The sequence below is a fragment of the Gracilibacillus massiliensis genome, assembly GCF_001458115.1.
Taxonomy (GTDB): Bacteria; Bacillota; Bacilli; order Bacillales; family Amphibacillaceae; genus Gracilibacillus; species Gracilibacillus massiliensis.
This window is the reverse complement of sequence record NZ_CZRP01000012.1, coordinates 547537-571300: the sequence shown is the minus strand read 5'-3', so window position 1 is coordinate 571300 and position 23764 is coordinate 547537. Positions and strand designations below refer to the sequence as shown.

At 34.7% G+C, this 23764-nt stretch carries 29 protein-coding genes and 1 riboswitch; of the genes, 2 read left to right on the top strand and 27 right to left on the bottom strand.

Features of this window, described 5'->3' with window-relative positions; genetic code table 11:
• The first annotated feature begins 111 nt into the window (after nucleotides 1-111).
• Entirely contained in the window at nucleotides 112-333 is a 222-nt protein-coding gene (locus BN3107_RS10365) for a ferredoxin (RefSeq protein ID WP_058307550.1), read from the top strand.
• 169 nt (nucleotides 334-502) lie between these two features.
• On the opposite strand, the gene BN3107_RS10360 is transcribed toward BN3107_RS10365, so the two are convergent.
• The 14 genes from BN3107_RS10360 to BN3107_RS10295 form a co-directional block, all read right to left on the bottom strand.
• Nucleotides 503-1708 (bottom strand): hypothetical protein, encoded by a 1206-nt coding sequence (locus BN3107_RS10360; protein WP_058307549.1) that lies wholly within the window; start codon nucleotides 1706-1708, stop codon nucleotides 503-505.
• The gene (locus tag BN3107_RS10355) at nucleotides 1695-2237 is read right to left on the bottom strand and encodes an RNA polymerase sigma factor SigX (protein WP_058307548.1); all 543 of its coding nucleotides are present in this window, start codon (nucleotides 2235-2237) and stop codon (nucleotides 1695-1697) included. Before BN3107_RS10355 ends, BN3107_RS10360 begins: the two co-directional genes overlap by 14 nt.
• A 190-nt stretch (nucleotides 2238-2427) precedes the next feature.
• Entirely contained in the window at nucleotides 2428-2916 is a 489-nt protein-coding gene (locus BN3107_RS10350) for an ECF transporter S component (protein ID WP_058307547.1), read from the bottom strand.
• 4 nt (nucleotides 2917-2920) lie between these two features.
• Nucleotides 2921-3295, bottom strand: a complete 375-nt coding sequence (locus BN3107_RS10345) for a DUF4430 domain-containing protein (protein ID WP_058307546.1) — start codon at nucleotides 3293-3295, stop codon at nucleotides 2921-2923.
• A gap of 99 nt (nucleotides 3296-3394) precedes the next feature.
• A riboswitch (cobalamin riboswitch) is annotated at nucleotides 3395-3573 on the bottom strand.
• A 1-nt stretch (nucleotide 3574) separates the two neighbouring features.
• Entirely contained in the window at nucleotides 3575-4294 is a 720-nt protein-coding gene (locus BN3107_RS10340) for a response regulator transcription factor (protein WP_058307545.1), read from the bottom strand.
• Nucleotides 4295-4386: 92 nt separating this feature from the next.
• Entirely contained in the window at nucleotides 4387-5574 is a 1188-nt protein-coding gene (gene ccsB, locus BN3107_RS10335; protein ID WP_058307544.1) for a c-type cytochrome biogenesis protein CcsB, read from the bottom strand.
• A 27-nt stretch (nucleotides 5575-5601) separates the two neighbouring features.
• Nucleotides 5602-7227, bottom strand: coding sequence for a cytochrome c biogenesis protein ResB (locus BN3107_RS10330; RefSeq protein WP_058307543.1), 1626 nt, complete (start codon nucleotides 7225-7227; stop codon nucleotides 5602-5604).
• Between the two features lie 15 nt (nucleotides 7228-7242).
• Nucleotides 7243-7818: a thiol-disulfide oxidoreductase ResA gene (resA, locus tag BN3107_RS10325; RefSeq protein ID WP_058307542.1), complete on the bottom strand. Its 576-nt coding sequence runs from the start codon at nucleotides 7816-7818 to the stop codon at nucleotides 7243-7245.
• Nucleotides 7819-7885: 67 nt separating this feature from the next.
• On the bottom strand, nucleotides 7886-8602 hold the full coding sequence (locus tag BN3107_RS10320) for a pseudouridine synthase (protein WP_058307541.1): 717 nt from the start codon (nucleotides 8600-8602) through the stop codon (nucleotides 7886-7888).
• 110 nt (nucleotides 8603-8712) lie between these two features.
• Nucleotides 8713-9246: a spore maturation protein gene (locus tag BN3107_RS10315; protein ID WP_058307540.1), complete on the bottom strand. Its 534-nt coding sequence runs from the start codon at nucleotides 9244-9246 to the stop codon at nucleotides 8713-8715.
• Between the two features lie 25 nt (nucleotides 9247-9271).
• On the bottom strand, nucleotides 9272-9847 hold the full coding sequence (locus BN3107_RS10310) for a nucleoside recognition domain-containing protein (RefSeq protein ID WP_058307539.1): 576 nt from the start codon (nucleotides 9845-9847) through the stop codon (nucleotides 9272-9274).
• Nucleotides 9840-10946 (bottom strand): D-alanyl-D-alanine carboxypeptidase family protein, encoded by a 1107-nt coding sequence (locus BN3107_RS10305; RefSeq protein ID WP_058307538.1) that lies wholly within the window; start codon nucleotides 10944-10946, stop codon nucleotides 9840-9842. Before BN3107_RS10305 ends, BN3107_RS10310 begins: the two co-directional genes overlap by 8 nt.
• Nucleotides 10947-11049: 103 nt before the next feature.
• The gene (scpB, locus tag BN3107_RS10300) at nucleotides 11050-11631 is read right to left on the bottom strand and encodes an SMC-Scp complex subunit ScpB (protein ID WP_058307537.1); all 582 of its coding nucleotides are present in this window, start codon (nucleotides 11629-11631) and stop codon (nucleotides 11050-11052) included.
• A 20-nt stretch (nucleotides 11632-11651) separates the two neighbouring features.
• Nucleotides 11652-12380 carry a segregation/condensation protein A gene (locus BN3107_RS10295; RefSeq protein WP_058307536.1) on the bottom strand — a complete coding sequence of 243 codons (729 nt, stop codon included), beginning with the start codon at nucleotides 12378-12380 and terminating at the stop codon, nucleotides 11652-11654.
• 139 nt (nucleotides 12381-12519) lie between these two features.
• Between BN3107_RS10295 and BN3107_RS10290 the strand changes: the two genes are divergently transcribed.
• On the top strand, nucleotides 12520-12603 hold the full coding sequence (locus BN3107_RS10290) for a YjcZ family sporulation protein (RefSeq protein WP_058307535.1): 84 nt from the start codon (nucleotides 12520-12522) through the stop codon (nucleotides 12601-12603).
• Nucleotides 12604-13278: 675 nt separating this feature from the next.
• Here BN3107_RS10290 and BN3107_RS10285 read toward each other — a convergent pair.
• From BN3107_RS10285 to fur, 13 genes are all read right to left on the bottom strand, one after another.
• Nucleotides 13279-13644: a GNAT family N-acetyltransferase gene (locus tag BN3107_RS10285; protein WP_058307534.1), complete on the bottom strand. Its 366-nt coding sequence runs from the start codon at nucleotides 13642-13644 to the stop codon at nucleotides 13279-13281.
• Nucleotides 13645-13938: 294 nt separating this feature from the next.
• On the bottom strand, nucleotides 13939-14373 hold the full coding sequence (locus BN3107_RS10280; RefSeq protein ID WP_058307533.1) for a peptidylprolyl isomerase: 435 nt from the start codon (nucleotides 14371-14373) through the stop codon (nucleotides 13939-13941).
• A gap of 12 nt (nucleotides 14374-14385) precedes the next feature.
• Complete coding sequence (gene lysA / locus BN3107_RS10275) at nucleotides 14386-15684, bottom strand: diaminopimelate decarboxylase (RefSeq protein WP_058307532.1); 1299 nt, start codon at nucleotides 15682-15684, stop codon at nucleotides 14386-14388.
• A 193-nt stretch (nucleotides 15685-15877) separates the two neighbouring features.
• The gene (locus tag BN3107_RS10270; protein ID WP_058307531.1) at nucleotides 15878-17344 is read right to left on the bottom strand and encodes a spore germination protein; all 1467 of its coding nucleotides are present in this window, start codon (nucleotides 17342-17344) and stop codon (nucleotides 15878-15880) included.
• Between the two features lie 18 nt (nucleotides 17345-17362).
• On the bottom strand, nucleotides 17363-17797 hold the full coding sequence (locus tag BN3107_RS10265; RefSeq protein WP_058307530.1) for a stage V sporulation protein AB: 435 nt from the start codon (nucleotides 17795-17797) through the stop codon (nucleotides 17363-17365).
• The gene (locus tag BN3107_RS10260) at nucleotides 17787-18404 is read right to left on the bottom strand and encodes a stage V sporulation protein AA (protein WP_058307529.1); all 618 of its coding nucleotides are present in this window, start codon (nucleotides 18402-18404) and stop codon (nucleotides 17787-17789) included. The genes BN3107_RS10265 and BN3107_RS10260 overlap by 11 nt, the downstream gene beginning before the upstream one ends.
• A gap of 631 nt (nucleotides 18405-19035) precedes the next feature.
• A complete protein-coding gene (gene sigF, locus BN3107_RS10255; RefSeq protein WP_148434705.1) occupies nucleotides 19036-19782 on the bottom strand; it encodes an RNA polymerase sporulation sigma factor SigF in 747 nt (248 codons plus the stop codon).
• A 9-nt stretch (nucleotides 19783-19791) separates the two neighbouring features.
• The gene (spoIIAB, locus tag BN3107_RS10250; protein WP_058307528.1) at nucleotides 19792-20232 is read right to left on the bottom strand and encodes an anti-sigma F factor; all 441 of its coding nucleotides are present in this window, start codon (nucleotides 20230-20232) and stop codon (nucleotides 19792-19794) included.
• A complete protein-coding gene (spoIIAA, locus tag BN3107_RS10245) occupies nucleotides 20229-20582 on the bottom strand; it encodes an anti-sigma F factor antagonist (protein ID WP_058307527.1) in 354 nt (117 codons plus the stop codon). The genes spoIIAB and spoIIAA overlap by 4 nt, the downstream gene beginning before the upstream one ends.
• 133 nt (nucleotides 20583-20715) lie before the next feature.
• On the bottom strand, nucleotides 20716-21912 hold the full coding sequence (locus BN3107_RS10240) for a D-alanyl-D-alanine carboxypeptidase family protein (protein ID WP_058307526.1): 1197 nt from the start codon (nucleotides 21910-21912) through the stop codon (nucleotides 20716-20718).
• Nucleotides 21913-22011: 99 nt separating this feature from the next.
• Entirely contained in the window at nucleotides 22012-22908 is an 897-nt protein-coding gene (xerD, locus tag BN3107_RS10235; RefSeq protein ID WP_058307525.1) for a site-specific tyrosine recombinase XerD, read from the bottom strand.
• A 3-nt stretch (nucleotides 22909-22911) separates the two neighbouring features.
• Entirely contained in the window at nucleotides 22912-23130 is a 219-nt protein-coding gene (locus BN3107_RS10230) for a DUF4227 family protein (RefSeq protein ID WP_058307524.1), read from the bottom strand.
• 65 nt (nucleotides 23131-23195) lie between these two features.
• Nucleotides 23196-23675: a ferric iron uptake transcriptional regulator gene (gene fur, locus BN3107_RS10225; RefSeq protein WP_058307523.1), complete on the bottom strand. Its 480-nt coding sequence runs from the start codon at nucleotides 23673-23675 to the stop codon at nucleotides 23196-23198.
• Nucleotides 23676-23764: the final 89 nt, after the last annotated feature.

Genomic DNA, 23764 nt, shown 5'->3' with positions numbered 1-23764 from the left:
TATCTATTTTAACAAGCATTGCAAAAAATTAATACTAGTTCATTGTAAGAGTTTGAGTGATTTGATACTCTAATAATAGTAAGACTAAACGTAAAAGGAAGTGGCTTCAACATGCCATATCGTACTTATATAGATAAAGAAACCTGTATTGCTTGTGGTGTTTGCGGGGCAACTGCTCCTGAACTATTTGATTACGATGACGAGGGAATAGCTTTCGCAAAACGTGATAATAACTCGGCTGAAGAAATTGTTCCTAGTCAACTAGAAGAGGAGTTATTAGATGCAGAAGAAGGTTGTCCAACAGAATCTGTAAAGGTAATTGTAAAAACATAAAATCTAGTCGATACCGAAATTTACTATTAAAAATGGATATCTGTTAAATATCTGCTCTGACTGCTCCATTTTTTCCACGAAGCAGTCAGAGCGGTTGTTTATTTTCAAAACATGTCGTAATCCAATGCATAATTGTTCTTGGATTTAGAAACATAAATATTTCTTGGCATCATTTATTAAAATCTACTACATTGATTTGATTTGTTGTACGTAATGGACGGCTTAGATCATATCTCCCCACTTGTTCGACCCCGATATCTACTGTTACTTGTTGATATCCATATGAATTAGCAGTTGCTAATATAGCTTCGATCATGAGTACAGTTAATTGATTATCAGCTATCTCTGAAGAAGATATTGAAATAAATACGTTCTCGTCTGACAAATCTTCCACTTCTACACGTGCATCCTTCGGTATACTGGCGCTTACCTGATATTCTGCTTCATTTTTTTTCATTTCTTCTAAAGCAGAAGATAATGTTTTATATTGGTTATTAGTAATCGCCACAAGCCATTTCGAAGCATCACTTTCCTTTTGATAGGTTTTATAAGGTATTTGGCTAATGGTTGGTAACGAAAAAGTATCATTTACTGCCCCTAATTCTTCCAGAACCGGATGGTAATTCTCAAAGTCCACATTATTTATTTCTAATGGTCTAAACATAAACGATAATATTTTCTGAAAGTTAAATAGATTAGAACCACTTGATTCGAGTTGAAACGTATCTTTAAATTCTGCGTGGACAACATCCTCTTCTGTTTCAAATTCCATATCTTTTATCCCAATATCATATAAGCCATTTTGCTGTAAATTGATCTGTCTATTTAATTGATCCATATTTGTTGAATAATCGTCTGCATCACTATTGATTAGTGTAAGTGGAACGATATATTGCGCTTGCTCTGTCACAAAAGCAGTATGAAGCGCAGAATCGATTAATTCGAAATTTATTAAGTAGTTGTACGATTGCTCTACTGTTTCCATACTCTCTTCTTGTGCAACTTCATTTTCATTAATGTCATTCACTCTGTGATCACTATCTTCTTCCGAAACGGACGATTCACTCGATTGATCGAAATTTTCCAATGCTGCCTTATCCATTGTAGACTCTTCCATATCAGAGGATGATTGATCAAATTGATTGGAAAAATCTTCTTGACTTAGAACAATAATGAGAACTATTACAACAGCACTTAGAGATGCGATCGTTGGAATCCATTTGTTTCTGCGTTTAATAGAAGGAGTAGTTTGGCTTTGATTCATTTTAGTTAGAATTTGCTGGTACACTTCTTCTTTTGAGCGGTTATCTGCTACTTTAGGCATTTTTTGTAGTTGTTTTTTTAGATATTCTTCGTTGTTTTTAGACTTCACCATAATCATCCTCCTCTCTTTCAGATGTCTGTACACAGTGTTGCAGGATTTTTAATGCTCGATGTTGTGTTGTTTTTACCTTGCTGGTTGACCATCCTAATATTTCACTTGTTTCCTTAATGTTAAAATCTTGTATGTATCGTAGAATGATAACTTGCTTCTGATCTTCACTGCATTGATCTAAACAATCGTATATTTGTTTCATTTGATCGTCCAACAATACATATTCCTCTGGTTGAAACTGTCTAGATTGTAATTGTTCGCCTTCCTCTCCCCAATTAAAAAATTCTAAAAACCTGTTCCTTTTACGTTTTAATTTACGAAAGTAATCAAACGTAACATGTCTAGCTATTGAAAATAACCAGGTTTTTTCGGAGCTTTCTCCTTTAAAATTATCGTAAGAATGAAGAACTCTAATATATACATCTTGCACAATATCTTCTGTTTGTTGTTTATCTTTGACCATATAAAATACGAATTGAAACAAATCTTGATGATAATTATCATATAAGTTCTCAAAAGTGGTCTTCACTTAAAGACCCCCTCACCCTATAATATTTGTCGAACACCTTTTTAAAAAGTTACAAAATAAAATGGATTACATATTCAAAAAGTAAGGTCATTACTCTGTGTTCATTTTGCCCACAAAACTAAAATACCACAGTAATAGATACTGTGGTAGTGTTAATTGATATATTTCTCACGGACACAAAAGTTTAACCCTATCTCTTATGATGTCGAAATAGTCTAACTAGGATCGGGTATAATATAAGCATAAAAGCACCATTACCAATGGCATGCATCGTATCAAATGGAACGCCTGCTAAATAATACGCGAAAAAATTTCCTGCATAGGTAAACGAGCTAATATTTACAATTAGCCCATAAATATATGCTGCTGCTATTGAAAATATAATAAACGATATTATGTTATTAAATTTTTCATATTTACCTAGTAAACCTGATAATAAAGCAATAACCGCCCATGCTATCATTTGCCATATCGTCCATATCCCCATTCCTAAAAAGAGATTCGTAAGATAGGTACTTATAATGGCAATAAGAATTCCGGGCAAAACTCCTAGCATAGCACTCGCAATGATAATAATCGCTGTCACTGGTTGAACATTTGGTAGAAATTGAAAACCGATTCTCCCAATAACACATATTGCTGCCAGTAATGAAATTAATGTTAGTTTATACGTATTCATTGGATTATTCAGTTTTTTTCAAATCAAATGTAATATGATCTTCATCCTTCACTTGATAATCAGCAATTCCTACATTTGCCATCTCACCATTTATTTCATACATCCAGTAATGATTTTCTTCCATATTTTGTTGATGTCCTTCGATCGCAGTCAAAAAACCTTCTTCTGATACTTCTACATCATAATTGTCTTCTAATACAGTTAAAAGAGTTGTTTCTGATTCTACCGTAATATTTTCATCACTAATCGTAGTATCACTGATTTGATCTGTAATTGTAAGTTGTACACTTACTTCTTCTGTTGTAGCTTCATCTTCTCCACATCCAGCTAATAATATAGCTAAGATAATAATAGATAATAATTGTGTTATTTTTTTCATTTTTTTATTCTCCTCAATATAAAATAGTTGAGGATAAAAGCTATGTATTAGTATGTATTGCTGTATACACCTAGACCACATGCTTAATCCTCGAAGCATGAATATAGATGAATAATGGCAGGTCTCCTGACTTGTGCTTTACTTCTACTTTAGCCTCTTCCCATACGTGTTCCGTACAGTGATTTCAGCTATTTCGTCTGCACTTACAGTTGCGAGGACAGTTCTGGACTTTCACCAGATTCCCTATTAAGAATGTCACCATTAAACATAATTCATTTTTTATGTTTGCGATATTTCAAACTTGTAGCCTACGCCCCATACGGTTACAATCATTTTCGCTGCATCTTCTGAGACTTTGCTTAGCTTTTCTCGAAGTCTTTTAACATGGGTGTCAACCGTTCTTAGATCACCAAAGAATTCATATTTCCAGACTTCTTTCAATAATTCTTCTCTCTCAAATACCTTGTCAGGTGATTTAGCCAAAAAGAGTAATAGCTCATATTCTTTAGGTGTTAAATTTACTTCTTTATTATCAGCTAAAACACGATGTGCATCATTATCGATCACAAGGTGTGGGAATTCGATCATATCCTTTGACCTGTTGGAAGAATTCATGATCGTCGAACTATTCGACCTTCTTAATAATGCTTTTACTCGTAAGACAACTTCTCTAGGACTAAAAGGTTTGACGATATAATCATCTGTGCCAGCTTCAAATCCATGAATTCTACTTAATTCCTCACCTTTAGCGGTAAGCATAATGACAGGAGTTGATTTTTTTGCTCGTAAATCTTTACATACTTCCAATCCATCTTTGCCTGGCATCATTAAATCCAGTAAGATTACTTCATAATCTTCTTTTAAAGCGTGTTGTAAGCCTTCTTCACCATCTGCAGCTTCATCAATTTGGTAACCTTCACGCTCTAAATACATTTTTAGTAATCGTCTAATACGTTCTTCATCATCTACTACTAATATTTTTTTTATTTCATTTTCCACCCTTCTCCCCCCTATCTCTTACTATAGTATATCTATAAAAAGCACAAGAGACAATTATCTCTTGTACTTCTATTTTAAAAAACTAATACATTTTATGCGTATGAATGCAATCCTGCTAAAACTAAATTGACTACAATTAAATTAAACATAATAATAGCAAAACCGACAACTGCTAACCAGGCTGAACGTTCTCCATGCCACCCTTTTGATAGTCGAAGGTGTAAAAATATAGCATAGAAGAAAAACGTAATTAACGCCCAAACTTCTTTTGGATCCCAACCCCAATATCGATTCCATGCCTCTTGTGCCCAAATCGCTGCAAAAATCAGACCACCTAATGTAAAGACCGGAAAACCAATCGCTACTGCTCGATAACAAACTTCATCTAATAATTCTGGATTAGCCTTTTTCAATATTGGTTGTATCGCTGCTGCAATTCGTTTACGCAATATTAGTCTCGTTATTAAATATAATCCTAACCCAATTAATAAAGACCAAACTAATGTATTTAATTTACGGGGGGCTTCAGCACCATGCATCCAATCAGGAGTCGGAAGCATAGCATCCATTCTATTTTCTGTTAATAATTCACCATCACCAGGTCCAAAAATCGCAGGTAAATGATAATCTAATGTCGATTCATTACCGTCTACGGAATAAGAAAAGGAAGCATTATAATCCATTGTCGAAAATATACTCGTAATAAGCACAAATCCAATTGTTGCACATACGGAATACATAATAACCTCTAACCATTTTGTTTTCGCTGTTGATTTGGTTTGATCGATTTGACGAATTAGATAAATGATACCTGCTACGAAACTAACAGCTAATATAGCTTCTCCTAAAGCAACAGTTGTCACGTGAATATACAACCAATGGCTCTTGAGTGAAGGAACCAATGGTGATATTTCTCTAGGATACATACTTGCATAAGCAATAATTAACAAAGCTATCGGTAAAGCGAATAATCCCAGTAGTTCAATCCGATATATCAAATACAAAATGATAAAAGCGAACACAAGCATCATCCCGAAAAACGTAACAAATTCAAACATGTTACTTACAGGAGCGTGACCACTTGCAATCCATCTTGTGATAAAATAACCTACTTGAGCAACAAATCCTAGAATGGTTGTACCGATAGCTAGTTTGTTAACAAGTGTAAACTGTTTCTCTTTCCGTTTATCTCTAATAGTTGCTGCAAAAAAGACAATCGCTATTAAATAAATCACAAACGCTGTATATAATAATCCACCACTAAGTGTAATATAATCCATCGCTTTCTCCTCCTTCCATCACCTTTTTTAGTCCTGTTTTTGATTATTTTCTTGATCTTCTACCATTTTAAAGGACGTTCCATCAATTACTTTTTCAAATTCTTTTGTTAGTCCATACCAGTTTTTGTTTGTATGACAAGCGATTAAAAGCTTTTCGTCACTTTGATGGATCCAAATTCTCCGGTGTTGCCAATACATTCCTTGAATAACACCAATCATGAAAATAAACGCACCTAGTCCTAATATAGGTAATGTCAAATCTTTTCGTACTTTTAAGCCACTTACATCCCTGACACTAAAATCAGTCAAACCAATTTTATATTGATTATCACCTGACGGTATATTTTGGCCAATTGCCAAAAAGCTCGCTTCTTGTTCTTCTATATCTGGTCCATAAACAAAAAATACAAAACCTGGATTTCGAGGATAATTCGAAATTGATCTAGGTTGTCCATCATCTAATTCATATTCTGGATAATATTTATTTAACTCGATGCGGTAGCCGTTTTCGAACTGATACTCACGCTTAGGATCCGTTAAATCAACTGTGAATTCTACAATAGCCTCTTCTTCCTCATCTGTTGTTTCATGTAATTTGAAGGACATACTCTCAAATTCACTTAGTTGATAGCTATCTTGATAGAGTGCTAAATCATTAATTTTCAATGGTTCATTAACAATTATTTCGCCCCGCTTTACTTCTTCTAGTTCTGCCTCAGTTCCAACAATGTCCTCTGATACATCTTGATATATGATAGCTTTTGTCTCAAAATGTTTCGGAACAGGACCACCATTATTTTGTAAAGCTTCTTCAAATACAGCATCTTCTTCATCTTCACCATATGTTTCAAAGATAAATTCTTGATTTTCTATGTAGTATTCTTGGTTTGTACTTGGTATTACCGCCGTTTCACCTTCTCGTACCCATAAATAATCATCTACATACATAAATGGCACAAAGCGGAATATCGTTCCTAATAAGAAAATAATAAGTCCTAAGTGATTTACATATGGTCCCCACCTTGAGAATCTACCTTTCTCAGCTAGAATATGGCCATCCTTCTTGGAAATCTTATAACGGTTTTTCTCTAATTTATTGATTAATATGTTTTTTTCGTCCTCAGAGTAATTTGGATATTCCGCAAACAATTTTTGTCTTCTTAGAAAATTAGGATGTCGTTTTATAGCTTGATGTTTCAATGCTTTATAAAGAGGTACCCCTCGATCAATACTGACAATAAAAATAGATATACCTATTAAAGCGATTAAAATCATATACCACCATGAACCATATAAGTTATGAAAGCCGAGCTGATAGAAAATTTGCCCCGTAATTCCATATTGGTCACGGTAATGTACGGATGGATCCACTGATCGCGGTATATACATTTCTTGCGGATAAATAGTACCTAAAGCTGAAGCGATCAGGGCAATCGCAATTAACGAAACCCCTATTTTAACAGAGGAGAAAAAATTCCATATTTTATCGATGATTGAACGATTTTTTGTTTTAGAACGAATCGAACTTCCATCATAACGCATATTTAACAATTTACCTTGTTGGTCATTATCTAACGGATTTCCACATTTTTCGCAAATGGTGGTGCCTTCTTTATTAAGATGACCACATGTATTACATGTTATTGTGTTCATTCAAACCCCTCACCATCAATTCGGTTCTATCTGTTTTAAATAACCTTCGAGTCTTTCTAGTGTTAATTCTCCTAATACCCTTTCAACTACCACTCCATTTTCATCAATAAAATAGGTTGTAGGTAATGGGCGAATGCCATACGCATCCAATACTTGACTATTTTTGTCATGAAGAATAGGAAACGATAAATTATATTGATCTACAAAGTTATCTATAACAATTTCGGTGGCATCAACACTGATTGCTACAATCTCTACTCCTTTTTCCTTATATTCAGGATATAGTTGCTCCATATACGGCATTTCACGTTCACATGGTTCGCAATACGTAGCCCAAAAGTTAAGCATGACACCTTTTCCTTCAAAATCTGATAATCTCAAAGCTGCTTCATTATTAGTTGCTACTTGTTTTAATTGAAAATCCGGTGCCTGATCCCCAATGTCTACATTGGCATCTTCTTCAGCCGTAATGTTGGAAACTACAGCAAATAATAATGCAGCAAATAATACTATTAATATAGAAGAGCGAAATATTAAGCGATTTCTCTTTTTATTTTTCTTTGTGTGTTTCGCTTTTTCGATTTTATCCATAAAAACTCACTCCCTCTGATCATTGTATCATTTACAATGATCAAAAATTGTGACAGTTGTTTAACAATTATTTTGCCATTTTTTTTAATTCGGCAATTTCCTGTGGTGTTAATTCACGATGTTCTCCCGGCATTAGCCCGTCTAATGTTAAAAATCCAAATCTTTCTCTTTTCAGTTTTTGTACCGGTGTCCCAATAGCTTCAAACATTCGTCTAATCTGTCTATTTTTTCCTTGGTGTAAGATCAGTTTAATAATAGCTGTTTTCTTTTTGGGATCAATAGACATTGTTTTCACATATTTCGCTTTTAAAAGGTCACCTTCCGAACGAATCCCCTTTTTAAATAGTTGTAATTTTTCTTTTGATGGAATACCTTCCGTCTTTATCACATATTCTTTGTTGAATTCATGACTTGGATGTAATAATAAGTTAGTAAAGTCGCCATCGTTTGTCATTATCAATAAACCAGAGGTATCATAATCAAGTCTACCCACTGGATAGATTCGTTCCCGGTATTCTTGAAAATAATCAATAACCGTTTTTCTATTTTTGTTATCACTAACACTCGTGATTACACCACGTGGTTTATAAAAAAGGAAATAAAGCGGTTTTTCTTTTTCGATTGGAACTCCTTCTACTTTCACTTCATCCTGTTCTGAAACTTTTGTTCCTAATTCGGTTACTATCTTACCGTTAACCTCAACCAAACCTTTTTCAATTAATTTTTCTGCTTTTCTTCTCGACGTGATCCCACTTTTAGCGATCACTTTTTGTAAACGTTCCATATTCTCACACTTTCTCTCAAAATTTATTACGGCGCTCACTTTATGTTAACATTGATGTCCATATCCATTTTTTCCTATACATGAAAAGGAGTAGCGCTCTACAAACGCTACTACATAAATAACCACGTAACAATCATTACTGAGACCATTATACCAATAAAATCGGCAATCAGTCCAACTTTTAGTGCATCACCCATTTTTTTTATACCCACCGCCCCAAAATAGACGGTTAATATATACAGTGTTGTATCTGTACTTCCTTGCATGGTAGATGCTAATCGCCCCAGAAATGAATCTGGACCGTACATTTTAATGATTTCAGAGGTAACACTTAGGGCTGCAGTACCTGAAATCGGTCTTAAAATGGCCAAAGGGGCAATTTCAGCTGGAAATCCTACCTTGGATAATAGTGGTTGTAGAATTGAAATAAATGCATCTAAAGCACCTGAACTTCTAAGAATTGCTATAGCTACTAACATTCCTAATAAAAAAGGAAGAAGAGAAATAGACATTTTTAAGCCTTCTTTCCCTCCTTCCACGAATACCTCATATGCTGGAACTTTTTTTATGATAGCAATGAGTAATATCATCATTATCGTTATTGGAACCAACCATATACTTATGATTGTCATCCACTCTACCATATTAGATGCTCCTTTCTGTAAAAAATTATTTTCTGCTTTTTCTTAGCAAACGATCCACTGTAATGGCTGCAATTGTAGTAATTACGGTAGCAACAATTGTACTTGCAACAATCTCTGTTGGCGCAATAGAATTATATTCCATTCGAATCGCAATCACAGTGGTCGGAACCAGCGTAATACTTGAGGTATTGATGACTAAAAAGGTTATCATAGAATTACTTGCACGATCAGACTGACTAATTTTTTTCATTTCTTCCATAGCTTTTATACCCATTGGTGTGGCCGCATTGCCTAACCCAAATAAATTCGCGGAAAAATTAGCAAGAATATAACCCATCGCCGGATGATTTGCAGGAATTTCTGGAAACAATCGTTTAACCACTGGCTTAGAAACTTTCGCGAAACCTCGTAATATTCCAGCTTGTTCCGCAATTCTCATCATTCCCAACCAAAAGACAAGTACACTAGTCAAACTAATCACAAGTGTCACTGCATCATTAGCACCCCTAAATAACGCTTCATTAACTTGTTCCATAGTGCCATTAAACATCGCATAAACAATGCCGATGATTGCCATTACTGCCCATATTACATTAATCACTAGTATCACCGATGAATCGCTTCATCTGTTGCCAAAAATTGTTCCAAAAACCTGGGCTTTCATCTACAGAAGGAGAAGATTGATAGATGGCAGCGTCTATGATTAATTTACCATCCAAATAAAATGCTCGTTTACCAATTCGTTGAAATGATAAAGGTTCTTTTACCATATAATTTTTTTGATGTACTTGTTCTATTTCTTCTTTAGTTAAGGGATAGTATACTTCTTCTTTAATACTTGCTTCAATCACTTCTGCGTCTTGATTAGGTGCGGGTAATGTGAATGTGGCTGGTTCTTGGATTTTATGGAGTGGAAATTCTTCAAATCCCCACTCGAATAATTGAATATGATCTTGCCAATCATTTGCCGCGTTTAAAGTGACAACAATCAATGTTTGTCCATTTTTTTCAGCAGTTGACACTAAGGTTCTTCCTGCTGCACGTGTATAGCCGGTTTTCCCTCCATTACTGTATTTATATAAATGGGTTAATAATTTGTTTTTGTTTATCCAAGGATAATCTCTAGATTTAGCTTTATACGAGGAAGTAGACGATATTTCACGAAAAACTGGATGATCCATTGCATATTTTGTTAGAAGTGCCATATCATATGCACTTGAATAATGACTGTCTGAATCAAGTCCATGTGGATTATCAAAGTGACTATTTGTCATTCCAACCCATCTTGCTTTATCATTCATCAAATAAGCGAAACCTTCTTCACTACCACCGATATGTTCACTTATAGCTACCGCAGCATCATTTCCCGAACGTAACATTAAGCCGTAAACTAACTCTTCTAAAGTGATAACATCATCTTGATTTAAGTAAATCGAGGACCCTTCGGTTAATGTTGCTTTATCACTAATTTTCACCTTATCCTTTAATTTTCCGGATTCTATTGCAATAATGGCAGTCATTATCTTTGTAATACTAGCAATAAGAGTTGGGGAATTAGCATCTTTTTCAAATAAAACTCTACCTGTTTCTTGATCCATTAAAATAGCACTTTCAGCAGACACTTGAACACTGGCTTTTACAGCAGGTGAATACAAATTAATGCCTATTAAAATACATATAAAGTAAATAATTTTCCGCATGACACACCTCTTCTCACATGACAACTACGTTTGTATCATTGTATGCAGACAGGCTATGCATATGCCAAAAATGTAAAAACCCCGTAGCTTTTAAACTACGGAGTTAATTATTAATATCTTGTAATCGACTAAAAAATAAGTCTGCTTCTTCTTCTACCTCGATTTCATTTATATCTTCTGGGAGTGGTGGTAAATCCTTAATCGAACTTAATCCAAAATAAGTTAAAAATTCTACTGTGGTCCCAAATAGTATTGGTCTGCCTACACCTTCTTTTCTGCCAATTTCTTCAATCAATGCTCTAGCTACCAAAGTTTGTAACGGTCTTTCACTCTTTACTCCTCTAATCTGTTCGATTTCGGTTCTAGTGATTGGTTGTAGGTAAGCAATGATGGCTAATGTTTCTAAAGCTGCTTGTGACAGTTTAGTATGAACTTTGGTTTCTCTAAATTTTGTGAAATATTCACTATGTTCAGGTTTCGTGGTTAGAAAGAGTACCTGTTGGGATTCCATTAACATGAAACCTCTTTTCGCATGTTCATATTCAAATTTCAACTCATCTAATAGATGGTTCGCCATATCTTTATCTAGATCTAATACTTTACGCAGGTCTTTCTTATGTATACCTTCATCTCCTGAAGCAAATATTAAACCTTCCATGATTGCTTTTATATCATTAATATCCACCTTATTAACCTCCATCAATGTTAAACGTCATAACGATAAACCATTAGTTCATCTAAGTTGCTTTCTTGTTTACAATTAATTCGCTTTTGCTTCATTAATTCTAGTATAGCTATAAATGTCGCTACGATATAGGTTCGAGTTTTATTAGGGAATAGTTGATAAAACGAAATGGGTTGTTCAATATCCTTTATTTTTTCCATTATCTCACCCATTCGTTGATCAATAGATACTTCCTGGCGTTTTACAGATGTTTCCATTGGTCTGTTCCACTTTCTTCTTTCCATCACTTTTCCAATTGCTTCTATCATATCATATATATTAGCTGCGCCTGCTGGCAGTTCCTGAGTTTCTTGTTCGCTTATTTGCATAGGAGGACGAGTATGTACTTGACTTTGTTCCATTTCTCTTTCTTTCAAATGCTCAGCAGCTTCCTTATATTTACGATATTCAATAAGTCTGCGCATCAGTTCTTCCCGTGGATCTTCTTCATATTCTTCTTCAATTTCAACAGTCGGATTCGGCAAAAGTAATTTACTTTTGATTTCGAGTAAGGTGGCTGCCATCACTAAATATTCACTGGCAATATTAAGTTCCAATTGTTGCATGGTATGAATATAGGCCATATATTGTGAAGTTATTTCTGACACAGGAATATCATAAATATCAATTTCATATTTGTTGATTAAATGCAGCAACAAATCTAATGGCCCTTCAAAGGTTTCTAATTTAACTTGATAATGGTCTGGCATACCGGTTCCTCCAAATAAATATTCAGATTTATAGGCTATCTGTTATAAGTGCCTATACCCTTTAAGCGAAGATGCATACATTAATCTAGAAAGATCAATTTTAAATTGATTATATTTAACTCAACAGGAGGTTGTAAAAATGAGCTATTCTTATAGCGGTGGATTTGCGTTAATTGTTGTTTTGTTTATTTTACTAATCATCGTAGGTGCAGCTTGGTTCTAGAAATAAAATCCTAGCTTATCGTCAAATGGCGATAAGCTTTTTATTATCATATCAATATATTAAACTAAACTGCGAAGTAACTGTACTGCTCACTTTGAAATATAAATGAGTGGAATGCAAAAGCTCCGTCCATTTTCTTCGCTTTCACCCAAGGGCACAAGTGCAACATCTACTCAAGCAAAGCTTTCGTAGTGTTTTCTATGCTGCCGGGCGTCACCTCAGCCTCCTCAGAAAAGCAAAGAGCGCTTTTCCTGCGGGGTCTTCGGAAGACGCTGTTCCCGCAAGAGTCTACGTAAATGGACTACGCTTTAGTAATGTTCTGCAAATAAAGTAATTGCTAGAATTTTGATATGATAGCTTATTTCATCTTAATTGAACAGAGATCTCTACAAAGCGGAGGAAAAATGCGACACTCCTGGGGGAACAGCACGAGCTGAAGATCCACTTTGAAAAGTGTCTTTCTTTTCAAAGTTAGCTGAGGCCGTGCCCCCGGAAAGGGAGTGTTTTTCCGTAGCGCTGGTAATCCACTCATCATTATCCTTTACATGAAGAAGTTTTCATTACTTCGCAGTTTGTGTCTGCTTTTACCTTTTACATGTAAATTGTTATTGTTTGAAGTAGATGTTGTATTATTTAAAAGAACCTTTGCTAGTTTTGATTAGCAAAGGTTCTTTTTCACTCGTTTGAATTCTTCAAACATTTTTGCAGGAACTTATCCGTTAAATCATTCGGAATCACCTCATATGATGTACCGTAATGATTTTTTAGTGCATTGACCATATCTTTTCCAATACCCATGTTTCGGTGGGAAGGATTTACTGTAATATGTTGCACTACTGCGGTTTGTGAGCCCTCATCTAAATAAACACCAATAGCACCTAAAACATCTTCTTCATGCTTCCATAAAAATAGTTGCCATTTATCATTTGATTCATACTCATTAATGGTATCTTGCAGTTTTTTAACTTCTTTTTCATCTGGCATGAAAGAAAGTAAACCCATTGCAATTTTTTCAAACCTTTTTTTAAAACGAATTAACATATTGAACCCCTCATTATTAATAACAATCATATATAGAATATGTTATGTTTTCATCCAAAAGTAGTTACTACTTATATATTCTTTCCAAAAACTAGGATGATAATACAATCTCGAACCAATAATAACAACCCCATACAATTGCCAACACCAATAAAACTAAAAAGAGTATACTATTTTTTTTACGCATTCATATCGTTCCTTTGAGTCTTTTTACGTCTCATACCTTACGTTTACAATAGTATATTCCCATAGTGATGTCAATCTTTATTTAGATATGCCATTACAGCAATAGGTTTACACTTCAGTAACACGTATAGACTTCATCGTATCTCCTTGGCGTATACGAAGCATCGTATCCAAACCTTCTGTAATTTGACCAAAAACAGTATGAACCCCATCAAGATGTGGCTGGGCTTCATGTACTAAGAAAAACTGACTTCCTCCCGTATCCTTACCAGCATGTGCCATAGATAATGATCCTGCCACATGTTTATGAGGATTTCCTTCTGTTTCGCATTTAATGGTATAGCCAGGTCCTCCCATTCCGGTTCCAGTAGGATCTCCACCTTGTGCAACAAAGCCAGGAATAACCCGGTGGAAAATTACACCATCATAAAATTTGTCATTTGCTAATTTTTCAAAGTTCTCTACTGTTTTTGGAGCAGCTTCATCATATAATTCAATTTCAATTTTTTCACCATTTTCAAATTCAATTACAGCTTGTTTCATTATTTTTTCCTCCTATTCGTAGGACAGGTCATTTTGGACCATGTCTTCAAACGATTCTCGTTTTATTACTAGTTTATCTTGTCCATTTTCTACAAACACGACTGCCGCCTTAGGAAATCGGTTGTAATGATTAGACATCGAATAACCATATGCACCTGTTGAGAAAACGGCTAAAATGTCATTATTCTTAACAATAGGTAATTCTATATCCCATATTAACATATCTCCTGATTCACAGCATTTTCCTGCTACAGAAACTTCTTCTTTGTTCTTGCCGTAAACATTATTCGCGATTACTGCATCATATTCTGCATGATATAGCGCAGGCCTCAAATTATCCGTCATACCACCATCAACTGAAACATATTTTCTTACATTTGGAATATCCTTAACAGATCCCAATGTATATAATGTTAAGCCAGCATCCCCTACTATCGAACGTCCAGGTTCTATCCAAATTTCAGGAAAAGTCATGTCTTTGGATTCAACTTGCTTCTTAACCGTATCTATTAAGGATTGAACATACATTGATAATGGTAACGGATCGTCATCTTTCGTATAACGAATACCAAATCCTCCACCTAGATTCAAAACTTCAGATTCAAATTGAAAACTGCTTTTCCACTCACTAAGTGTTTGAAATAATCGTTCTACTGCCATCGTAAAGCCATCTGTTTCGAAAATTTGAGATCCGATATGACAATGAAGACCCAAAACATGAATAGAATCAATACTCATTAGTTTTTGTATTGCTTCTTCTGCTTGTCCATTTGATAAATCAAAACCAAATTTTGAATCCTCGTTACCTGTTAAAATATAATCATGTGTATGTGCTTCAATCCCTGGAGTAACTCTAATTAAAACATTCATCTCTTTTTTGGCTTCTTGTAACGTATTTGCTAATAAATCAATCTCATAGAAATTATCAATCACAATACAACCAATATTATGTTCTACCGCCATCTCAATTTCTTCAAGGCTCTTGTTGTTTCCATGCATATGTATTTTATCTACAGGAAAATCAGCTTTTAGAGCTGTGTATAGTTCTCCTTGTGATACCACATCTAAACTTAAATTTTCTTGTTTTGCAACTTGAATCATTGCAATAGATGAAAAAGCTTTACTAGCATAAGCTACTTGTGCTTTTATACCTTGCTCTCTGAAAGTATTGACAAATGCTCTGGCGTTGTTTCTAATTTTATCTACATCATATACAAACAAGGGTGTGCCATATTTATTAGCTAATTCAATAGAATCTAAACCACCAATTGTTAGATGCCCTTGAGCATTTACATTAAAAGGATGCAACATTTCTTGACCTCACCTTCTATCTTTAACAAATTTCACTGTTAATGATTGTTCAAACAAAAATCCCTTATCCTCACCTTTTCAACAAAAAGTGGGGGGACAAGGGATATAATCATTCCCATTTCAACAAAACATTACAAAGTATAAAGTTAATTTATCACAGCCGCTTCAGTAGATCAAGTGTTTGTTTACCAAATCAAGATTGTTTTTGATTATTTTTTGGACGAACAATACTGGGTCTTGTCTTTGATAACGGCATCGATACCCGAAATAATATTTGCCATAACGCTTTGTCATTAAACGGAATTAAAGGCCATAGATAAGGAGTCTGTAAGGATCTAGTAGTGATTAATAACAATAAAAATACGGTCATTCCAATAACTAGTCCTTTTACTTGAAAGGCAAATGTTAATATAACTAATAATATTCTTGCCATTTTATTGGCCACACTTAACTCATAACTGGGAGTGGCAAACGTCCCGATCGCACTTATCGCGACATATAAAATAACCTCAGCACTAAACAAACCCACCTCAATTGCAATTTCGCCTATTAAAACCGCAGCAATCAAACCCATTGCAGTTGAAAGAGGAGTTGGCGTATGAATAGCTGCCATCCTTAGAAATTCAATCCCAATATCCGCTAGCAATATTTGAACAATTATTGGAATGTTTCCTGTCTCATTGGGACCAATAAACTGTAATTTCTCAGGCAATAAGGAAGGATCTAAGACAAGTAATAACCATAACGGTAGTAAAATTAAAGATGCTGCAATCCCCATAAAACGAACCCATCGTACAAAAGTACCGACGGCAGGAGCCTCGCGATACTCTTCTGCATGTTGAACATGATGAAAATAGGTAGTTGGCATGATAATCATACTCGGTGAAGTATCGACCATTACAAGTACATGACCTTCAAATAAATGTGTGGACGCAACATCTGGTCGCTCGGTATACCGAACTAATGGATAAGGATTTAATCCTTGTTGGACTAAGTATTCCTCTACTGTTTTATCTGCCATGGAAATACCATCTACATCTATTTGACTTAACTCATCTTTTATTAATTTTACGAGTCCTTGATCAGCTACATCTTGTAAATAAGAAATACAGATATCAGTTTTGGAACGTTCACCTACTTGGATAATTTCATGTCGTAACCGTTCATCTCTAATTCTCCTTCTTGTTAGCGCAGTATTTTCGATGATGTTTTCTGTGTACCCATCCCTTGAGCCTCGAACAACTTTTTCAGTATCTGGCTCTTGTGGAGCTCTACCTGGATAATGGCGAACGTCGATAATGAAACATTCAGATTCACCATCCAAGAAGATTACAAGCAGACCAGATAACATTTGGTCAATTGCCTCATCCATTGTTTTTGCTTTTTCAATTTGTTGATGGACAATACGATTATTTAATTCATCATATAAATTGCTATGTACATTCTCGTCATCATTTATTGAAACTAACTTTTTCATAATTTCAATAATAAAACTTGTATCGACCAATCCTGTAACATAATATAATTGAATTTTTTTCTTAAGGACAACTAATTCACGAAAACCTACATCAAATGATACTCCTATGCCTAGTTTTGACTGAAGGAACTCTTGATTTTTTTCGATAGACGGATATATTTTGGTTGCATTTTTATTTTTCACTATTTATAACTCCCTCCTCTAAATAATATCTACAAAAATAAGCCAATGAAACAGGGAACCTACTATTTTCCCAATTACGATAGCCATTAAAAACCATAGTAATTCTTTATCAATACCTAGTCTTTTCATTAAAATTGGAAATACATTTAATACTTCAGTTAGTGCTGCTGCTAGCATTCCAATAAAAACACCATGTAATAATCCCCAAAATGCCAAGACAATATAGGAAGATTTTATTGTATAGTCTGTGAATGTTAAATACGTACCCAATAAAGCCCCAATAATCACGCTTGCCTGATAATAATTCATCCAATTGATGGATTTACTTAGTTGAACGAGACGAGGGATGATACCTAAAACCGTTAAAAATGCTACAAATCCTGAACCAACTATTAACCCCGAACCAAAGCCAATTAGTATTTGGGCCAGAATATACAGTAGTTCAATTATCATTTTGGTTATTCAAACTATTTTCATGATAAATTAAATAATTATCAAGATCTTGCTGGTAATTAAACATCTCTACTTCTAATGGGCTCGGTTCCTCATTAAAACGTTTTTTGAAAATATGATTAAAAAATAGGATCATCCCTAGACCAAGACCTATCGAATATGGTATTTGAATCCATAGAGGTTTATCTTCTTTGTCTCCCGTTAATAAGTAATATAGTCCCTGATGTACTTCTTCCATACTGACATCATAATGAAAATTCATGATCGCCATTGCGGAACCAATACAAAGAAGTAACCAGATTATCAGAATTAAACCAAAATTAGCTTTCTTCTGATTCTTTTTAATATCCACTATCACTTGATTAGCTCCGACTAACTCAACCGTTAAAAAAGGATAAGCATCCACTAATGTAGATAACAGCTGGAATCCATCAATCACGGAAACATTTTTGTCTGCTTCTGTGATTTGATATATTTTTAAACTCTCTACTTTATTTAAATAATTGATATTTCCAGTTAAATAAGAAATATCACCTAGCCGTAAAAGTTGATTAGATTCAACAGATATTTTCTTCTTCAGACGAAGATATACCTTTTCATCCTGCATATGTATCATCCTTTTTATACGCAAACTTTTTTATGTATGCCAGTAACTTTTAATAAGATATTTATTACTAGTATGAGAACTTTTCACATAAACATGCATAAAAAAATTACTAGACACATTAGACACAAACTGCGAATTAGTGATAATTTTGAATGCTTGATGAGTGCTAGCAAAAGCTCCGTCTATTTACTTCGCTTTCCGCGGGCACGGCCTCAGCTTCCTCAGAAAAGCAAAGTTCGCTTTTCCTGCGGGATCTTCAGCTCGCGCTTTTCCCGCCGGAGTCTACGTAAATGGACTACGCTTCAATAATCTTCTACAAATTAAGTATAAGCTAGAATATTGATACCACAGGTTATTTCATCGTATTTGAACAGAATTCTGCTCAAAGCGGAGGAAAAACGCGACACTCCTGGGGAAACAGCACGAGCTGAAGATCCACTTTGGGAAGTGGTCTTCTTTCCAAAGTTAGCTGAAGCCGTGCCCCCGGAAAGGGAGTGTTTTTCCGTAGCGTTGGATTAGCACTCATCTCAATACTTTTGCCAATAATCCTATGTCAGTTACTTCGCAGTTTAGTTTTTTATGAATTAATTTCAGTTTTTTATATTAAAAAAGACTACCCGATTGGATAGTCTTAATTGCTTATTTCTTCTTTGATTTTTTCTAGTATTTTCTTCTCGATACGTGATACTTGTACTTGCGAAATTCCTAGACGATTGGCTACCTCTGTTTGGGTTTTGTCTTTATAATATCTTAAATAAACAATGAGCCGTTCACGTTGATCTAAGTCATTTATTATTTGCTCGATCGTCATCTTTTCAAACCAATTATCATTTACATCTGCAATTTGATCTAATAAAGTTATTGGATCACCATCGTTTTCATAAACAGTCTCATGGATAGATTGTGGTTTTTTTGTTGCTTCTTGAGCATGGATAATATCCTCAGGAGATAAGTCTAATTTGTTTGCAATCTCCTGGATCGTTGGTGCTCTTGAATATTCTTTCGTTAAATCGTCGGTAACATGTCTGATTTTATTGCCCACTTCTTTTAAGGAGCGACTTACTTTAACTGTGCCATCGTCTCGTATAAATCGTTGAATCTCTCCTATAATCATTGGAACTGCGTACGTCGAAAATTTCACATCATAAGCTAAATCAAATTTATCTATCGATTTTATTAAACCGATACAACCAATTTGAAATAAATCGTCCTGGTCATATCCTCTATTCATAAACCTCTGAACAACAGACCAAACTAACCTGATATTCTTTTCCACCAATAAGGATCTTGCTTCTTCATCTCCTTCTTGACTTAATGCTATATATCGCTTAACCTCTTTATCTTCTAAAGGTGTTGCGTTTGACATTTTTGTTTTCATCAGCATCACCTAATTACACATGCTTTTCGAAGTTTGGAAGTCTTTCGTCATTTTTACTTTGGTACCTTCACCAGGATAAGAAATGATTTCAACTTTATCCATAAAGTTCTCCATGATTGTAAAACCCATTCCAGATCGTTCTAACTCTGGTTTTGATGTGTATAAAGGTTCCTTTGCTAAATCAATATTCTCAATTCCTAAACCGTTATCCTCTATTAAGACAGATAAACTGCTATCCGTTAACGTACAAGAAATAAATACATGTTGCGTCGGATCTTCTTCATAGCCATGAATGATTGCATTTGTTACAGCTTCAGAAACAACTGTCTTTATCTCTGTCAACTCATCCATATTGGGATCGATTTGCGATACAAAGGCAGCTACCGAAATCCTTGCAAATGCCTCATTTTCGCTGACACTTTTAAATTTCAATTCCATTGAATTATTCATGACGCCACCCCCAAGCTAGTCAATGCAAAAACTTCATCCGATTCTAACCGAATAATCTTGAATAAACCGGACATGTCGAAAAGTCGCTTTACAGCTGGATTGACTGAGCAAACAATCATCTCACCGCCCAATTGTTTCACTTCCTTATAACGACCTAACACGACACCTAAACCAGAACTATCCATGAAATGTAATTCACTTAAATTTAAAATAACGTGTTTTATACCTTTTTTTTGTAATCGTTCTTGCCATTCAATTTTCAATCGAGCAGCTGAATGATGGTCTAGTTCTCCATCTAATCGAACAATAAGTACATCCTCTACAATATTAAAATGTGAATGCAATTGCATCAAAATCCCTCCCAGTTCGTTTCTGTTGTACTATTTTCTATATCTGTTTCCTGCAATCCTGCTTGTTGACAAAACTAGAACAAAATCGGCTAAAAAAGCTGATTTTTTACATAGATGTCGAAAAATTCAAGACTTAAAAAAATGACTGAAAGGTTCGCTTGAATAACTGAAACACATTAGCATGATTTATATCATCTTTCACAATCAAATCTGTTTCACTGATCACTTTTTCTCCTTCCATAACTTGCAGTTTCCCTACCATACTCCCTTTTTCTATTGGTAGATCAATATCTTGATTAATGGTTATTTTCGTATCTATTTTGTTTAAATCGGTTCCTTTCTGGTATAATATCGAAACCGAATCACTAGTAACAACGTTCACTTTCTGCTTATCTGCCTTTAGCCATTCAAAAGAGGTCACCGCTTGATTTTTCTCATAAAGAGGCTTTGTCTCGTATTTTGCATAAGCATAATCAAGTAATTGGCTAACGTCACTATTACGTTCTTTTGTACTCCCTGCACCAAGCACAACAGCGATAGTCCTCATTCCATTCTTTTCTGCGGTTGCTGTTAAACAATACTTTGCTTCACTTGTATAACCTGTTTTTAAACCATCAACACCATCATAAAATCGGACTAGTTTATTCGTATTCACTAGCCAAAACTCATTGTCTTGACCTTTTCGTAAATAATCTTCATAAATGCTTGTGTATTTGGTGATATCCTCATACTTTAATAATTCTTTCGCCATGATCGCCATATCATGTGCTGTACTGTAATGCTCTTCGGCTGGTAATCCTGTAGAATTTTGGAATTTAGTAGATTTTAATCCTAGCTCTGACACTTTATTATTCATCATTTCTACGAATGCTTGCTCACTGCCTGCAATTCTCTCGGCCATTGCGACACTTGCATCATTTCCCGATGCAACTGCAATCCCTTTTAGCAAATCTTCTACTGACATTTCTTCTCCAGCTTCCAAAAAGATTTGTGAGCCACCCATCGATGCTGCAGTTTCACTTATTCTAATTGTTTCATCAAGTGATAGTTGAGCATTTTCGATAGCTTCCATAATCAATAATAGAGTCATAATCTTTGTCATACTTGCGGGTGGTAATTTATCATTGGCATTCTTATCAAAAATGATATTTCCTGTATCTCGTTCTATCAAAATTGCTGATTGAGAATGCTTAGCAAGATCAAGAGATTTATTCTCATTCACTTCCATTGAAACGTGATTTTCATCATGATGGGCGAGTACATTCACACTAAAGATCCACAATATGCTAAATGCAATTACTACCATTATACTAATTTTATTTTTCAACATCCGTCACCTCCGATTAATAACATTTCTATTTTTGCCAAATTAGCCAAAAAGTATAACCTCTTTAACATAAAAAAACGTCACAATGTGAATGTGACGTTTTTAGGCTCTGGGATGATGTGATTTATATATGTCTTTAAGTCTTGATTTAGATACATGGGTATATATTTGAGTTGTGGAAATATCTGCATGTCCGAGCATTTCTTGAACAGCTCTAAGATCTGCGCCATTTTCTAATAAATGGGTTGCAAATGAATGTCTTAATGTATGTGGGGATAGTTCTTTTTCAATACCCGCAGTTTTGGCAATATCTTTAATGATTTTCCAAAAGCCTTGTCGTGACAAAGGATTCCCGTGGTGATTAACAAAGACAGTTTCTGTTGACTTTTGTTTAACAAATTGTGGTCTGGCGTCTTTTATGTACATTTCCAGTGCATCTTTTGCAATATCACCTAAAGGCACAATTCTTTCTTTTGAACCTTTTCCAAAACAACGAACAAAACCCATTGTTAAGTGTAAATCATTCAATGTTAAACTTATTAGTTCTGTTACTCGTAATCCTGTTGCGTATAATGTTTCAAGCATTGCTTTATTTCGTATCGTATATTTATCAGTTGCCGGTATCGTTAGTAATTTATCAATGTCCTTCGGCGAAAGAACTTTTGGTAATTTACGATTAGCTTTTGGTGTTTCTATGTGCAAGCTAGGATCCTCTTTCAACTGATATTCTCTAATTAAAAATTGATGGTACAATCGTAATGTCGATAACATTCGAGCAATGGTTGCAGGAGATTTGCCTTTGTCATTTAACTTATACAAAAAGTGCATTACATCTTGCCGGCCAACCTCTTCCCAACGAGTAATCGTACGATCTTCTTTTAAATACTGGAAATAAAGTAAAAGATCGCGTTTATAGGCTTGGATAGTATTTGTAGACAATCCTCTCTCAATCCGCAGAAAATGAAAGAATTCTTCTATGGGATATTGCAGTTCCTCCATGTATTATTCACCCAATCGAAAAAATATACTTAAACGCTCCCATACATCTGGGTCTTCTTGTTGAAATACTTTTACTGCATTTCCTTGTGGATACTCGTACCGGTCTAACTTCTCATATTCACTGTGTACCGCTTTAATGACATAATAAAATAAAACGGTACACAAAATAAAGATAATAAAAAACTTAATCATTTCGCCAAATAGTTTAAAAATCGATATCATCGGGCATTCTCCTAATAGAATTTAGATTCTATTAGAATTTATACCGAGAAAACTCGAAATTATACCTATTTAGCAGCTAATTTTTTTGCTTCACAATTTCTACAGATTCGATCTTGACATTTTTGGCATATACCATGAAAAGTCAAACGATGATCCTTGACTAAAAAACCCCAATCTGATTGTACAATCGATTCGACATCTTCTAACAGATCATCCATAATTTCTTCGACGGATCCACATTCTGTACATACCAAATGATGATGAAAGTGTTTCGCACCTTCTTTACGTAGATCATACCGAGAAACTCCATCACCAAAATTTATTTTATCTACAATTTTTATCTCAGTAAGCAATTCCAATGTTCGATAAACGGTCGCTAATCCGATTTCTGGCGCTTTATCTTTAACTAATAAATAAACATCTTCAGCACTAAGATGGTCCTCTTCACGTTCTAACAACACACGAACTGTTGCTTCACGTTGAGGCGTTAATTTATAACCTTGAGCGTGCAATTCTTTTTTTATCCGGTCTAATCGGTGTTCCATATCAAAGACCTCCTTACATTGATAATTATAAAGAGACGAATGTAAGGTGTCAATTAAAATAATTATAAAAAAGGCACATTCTCATTATT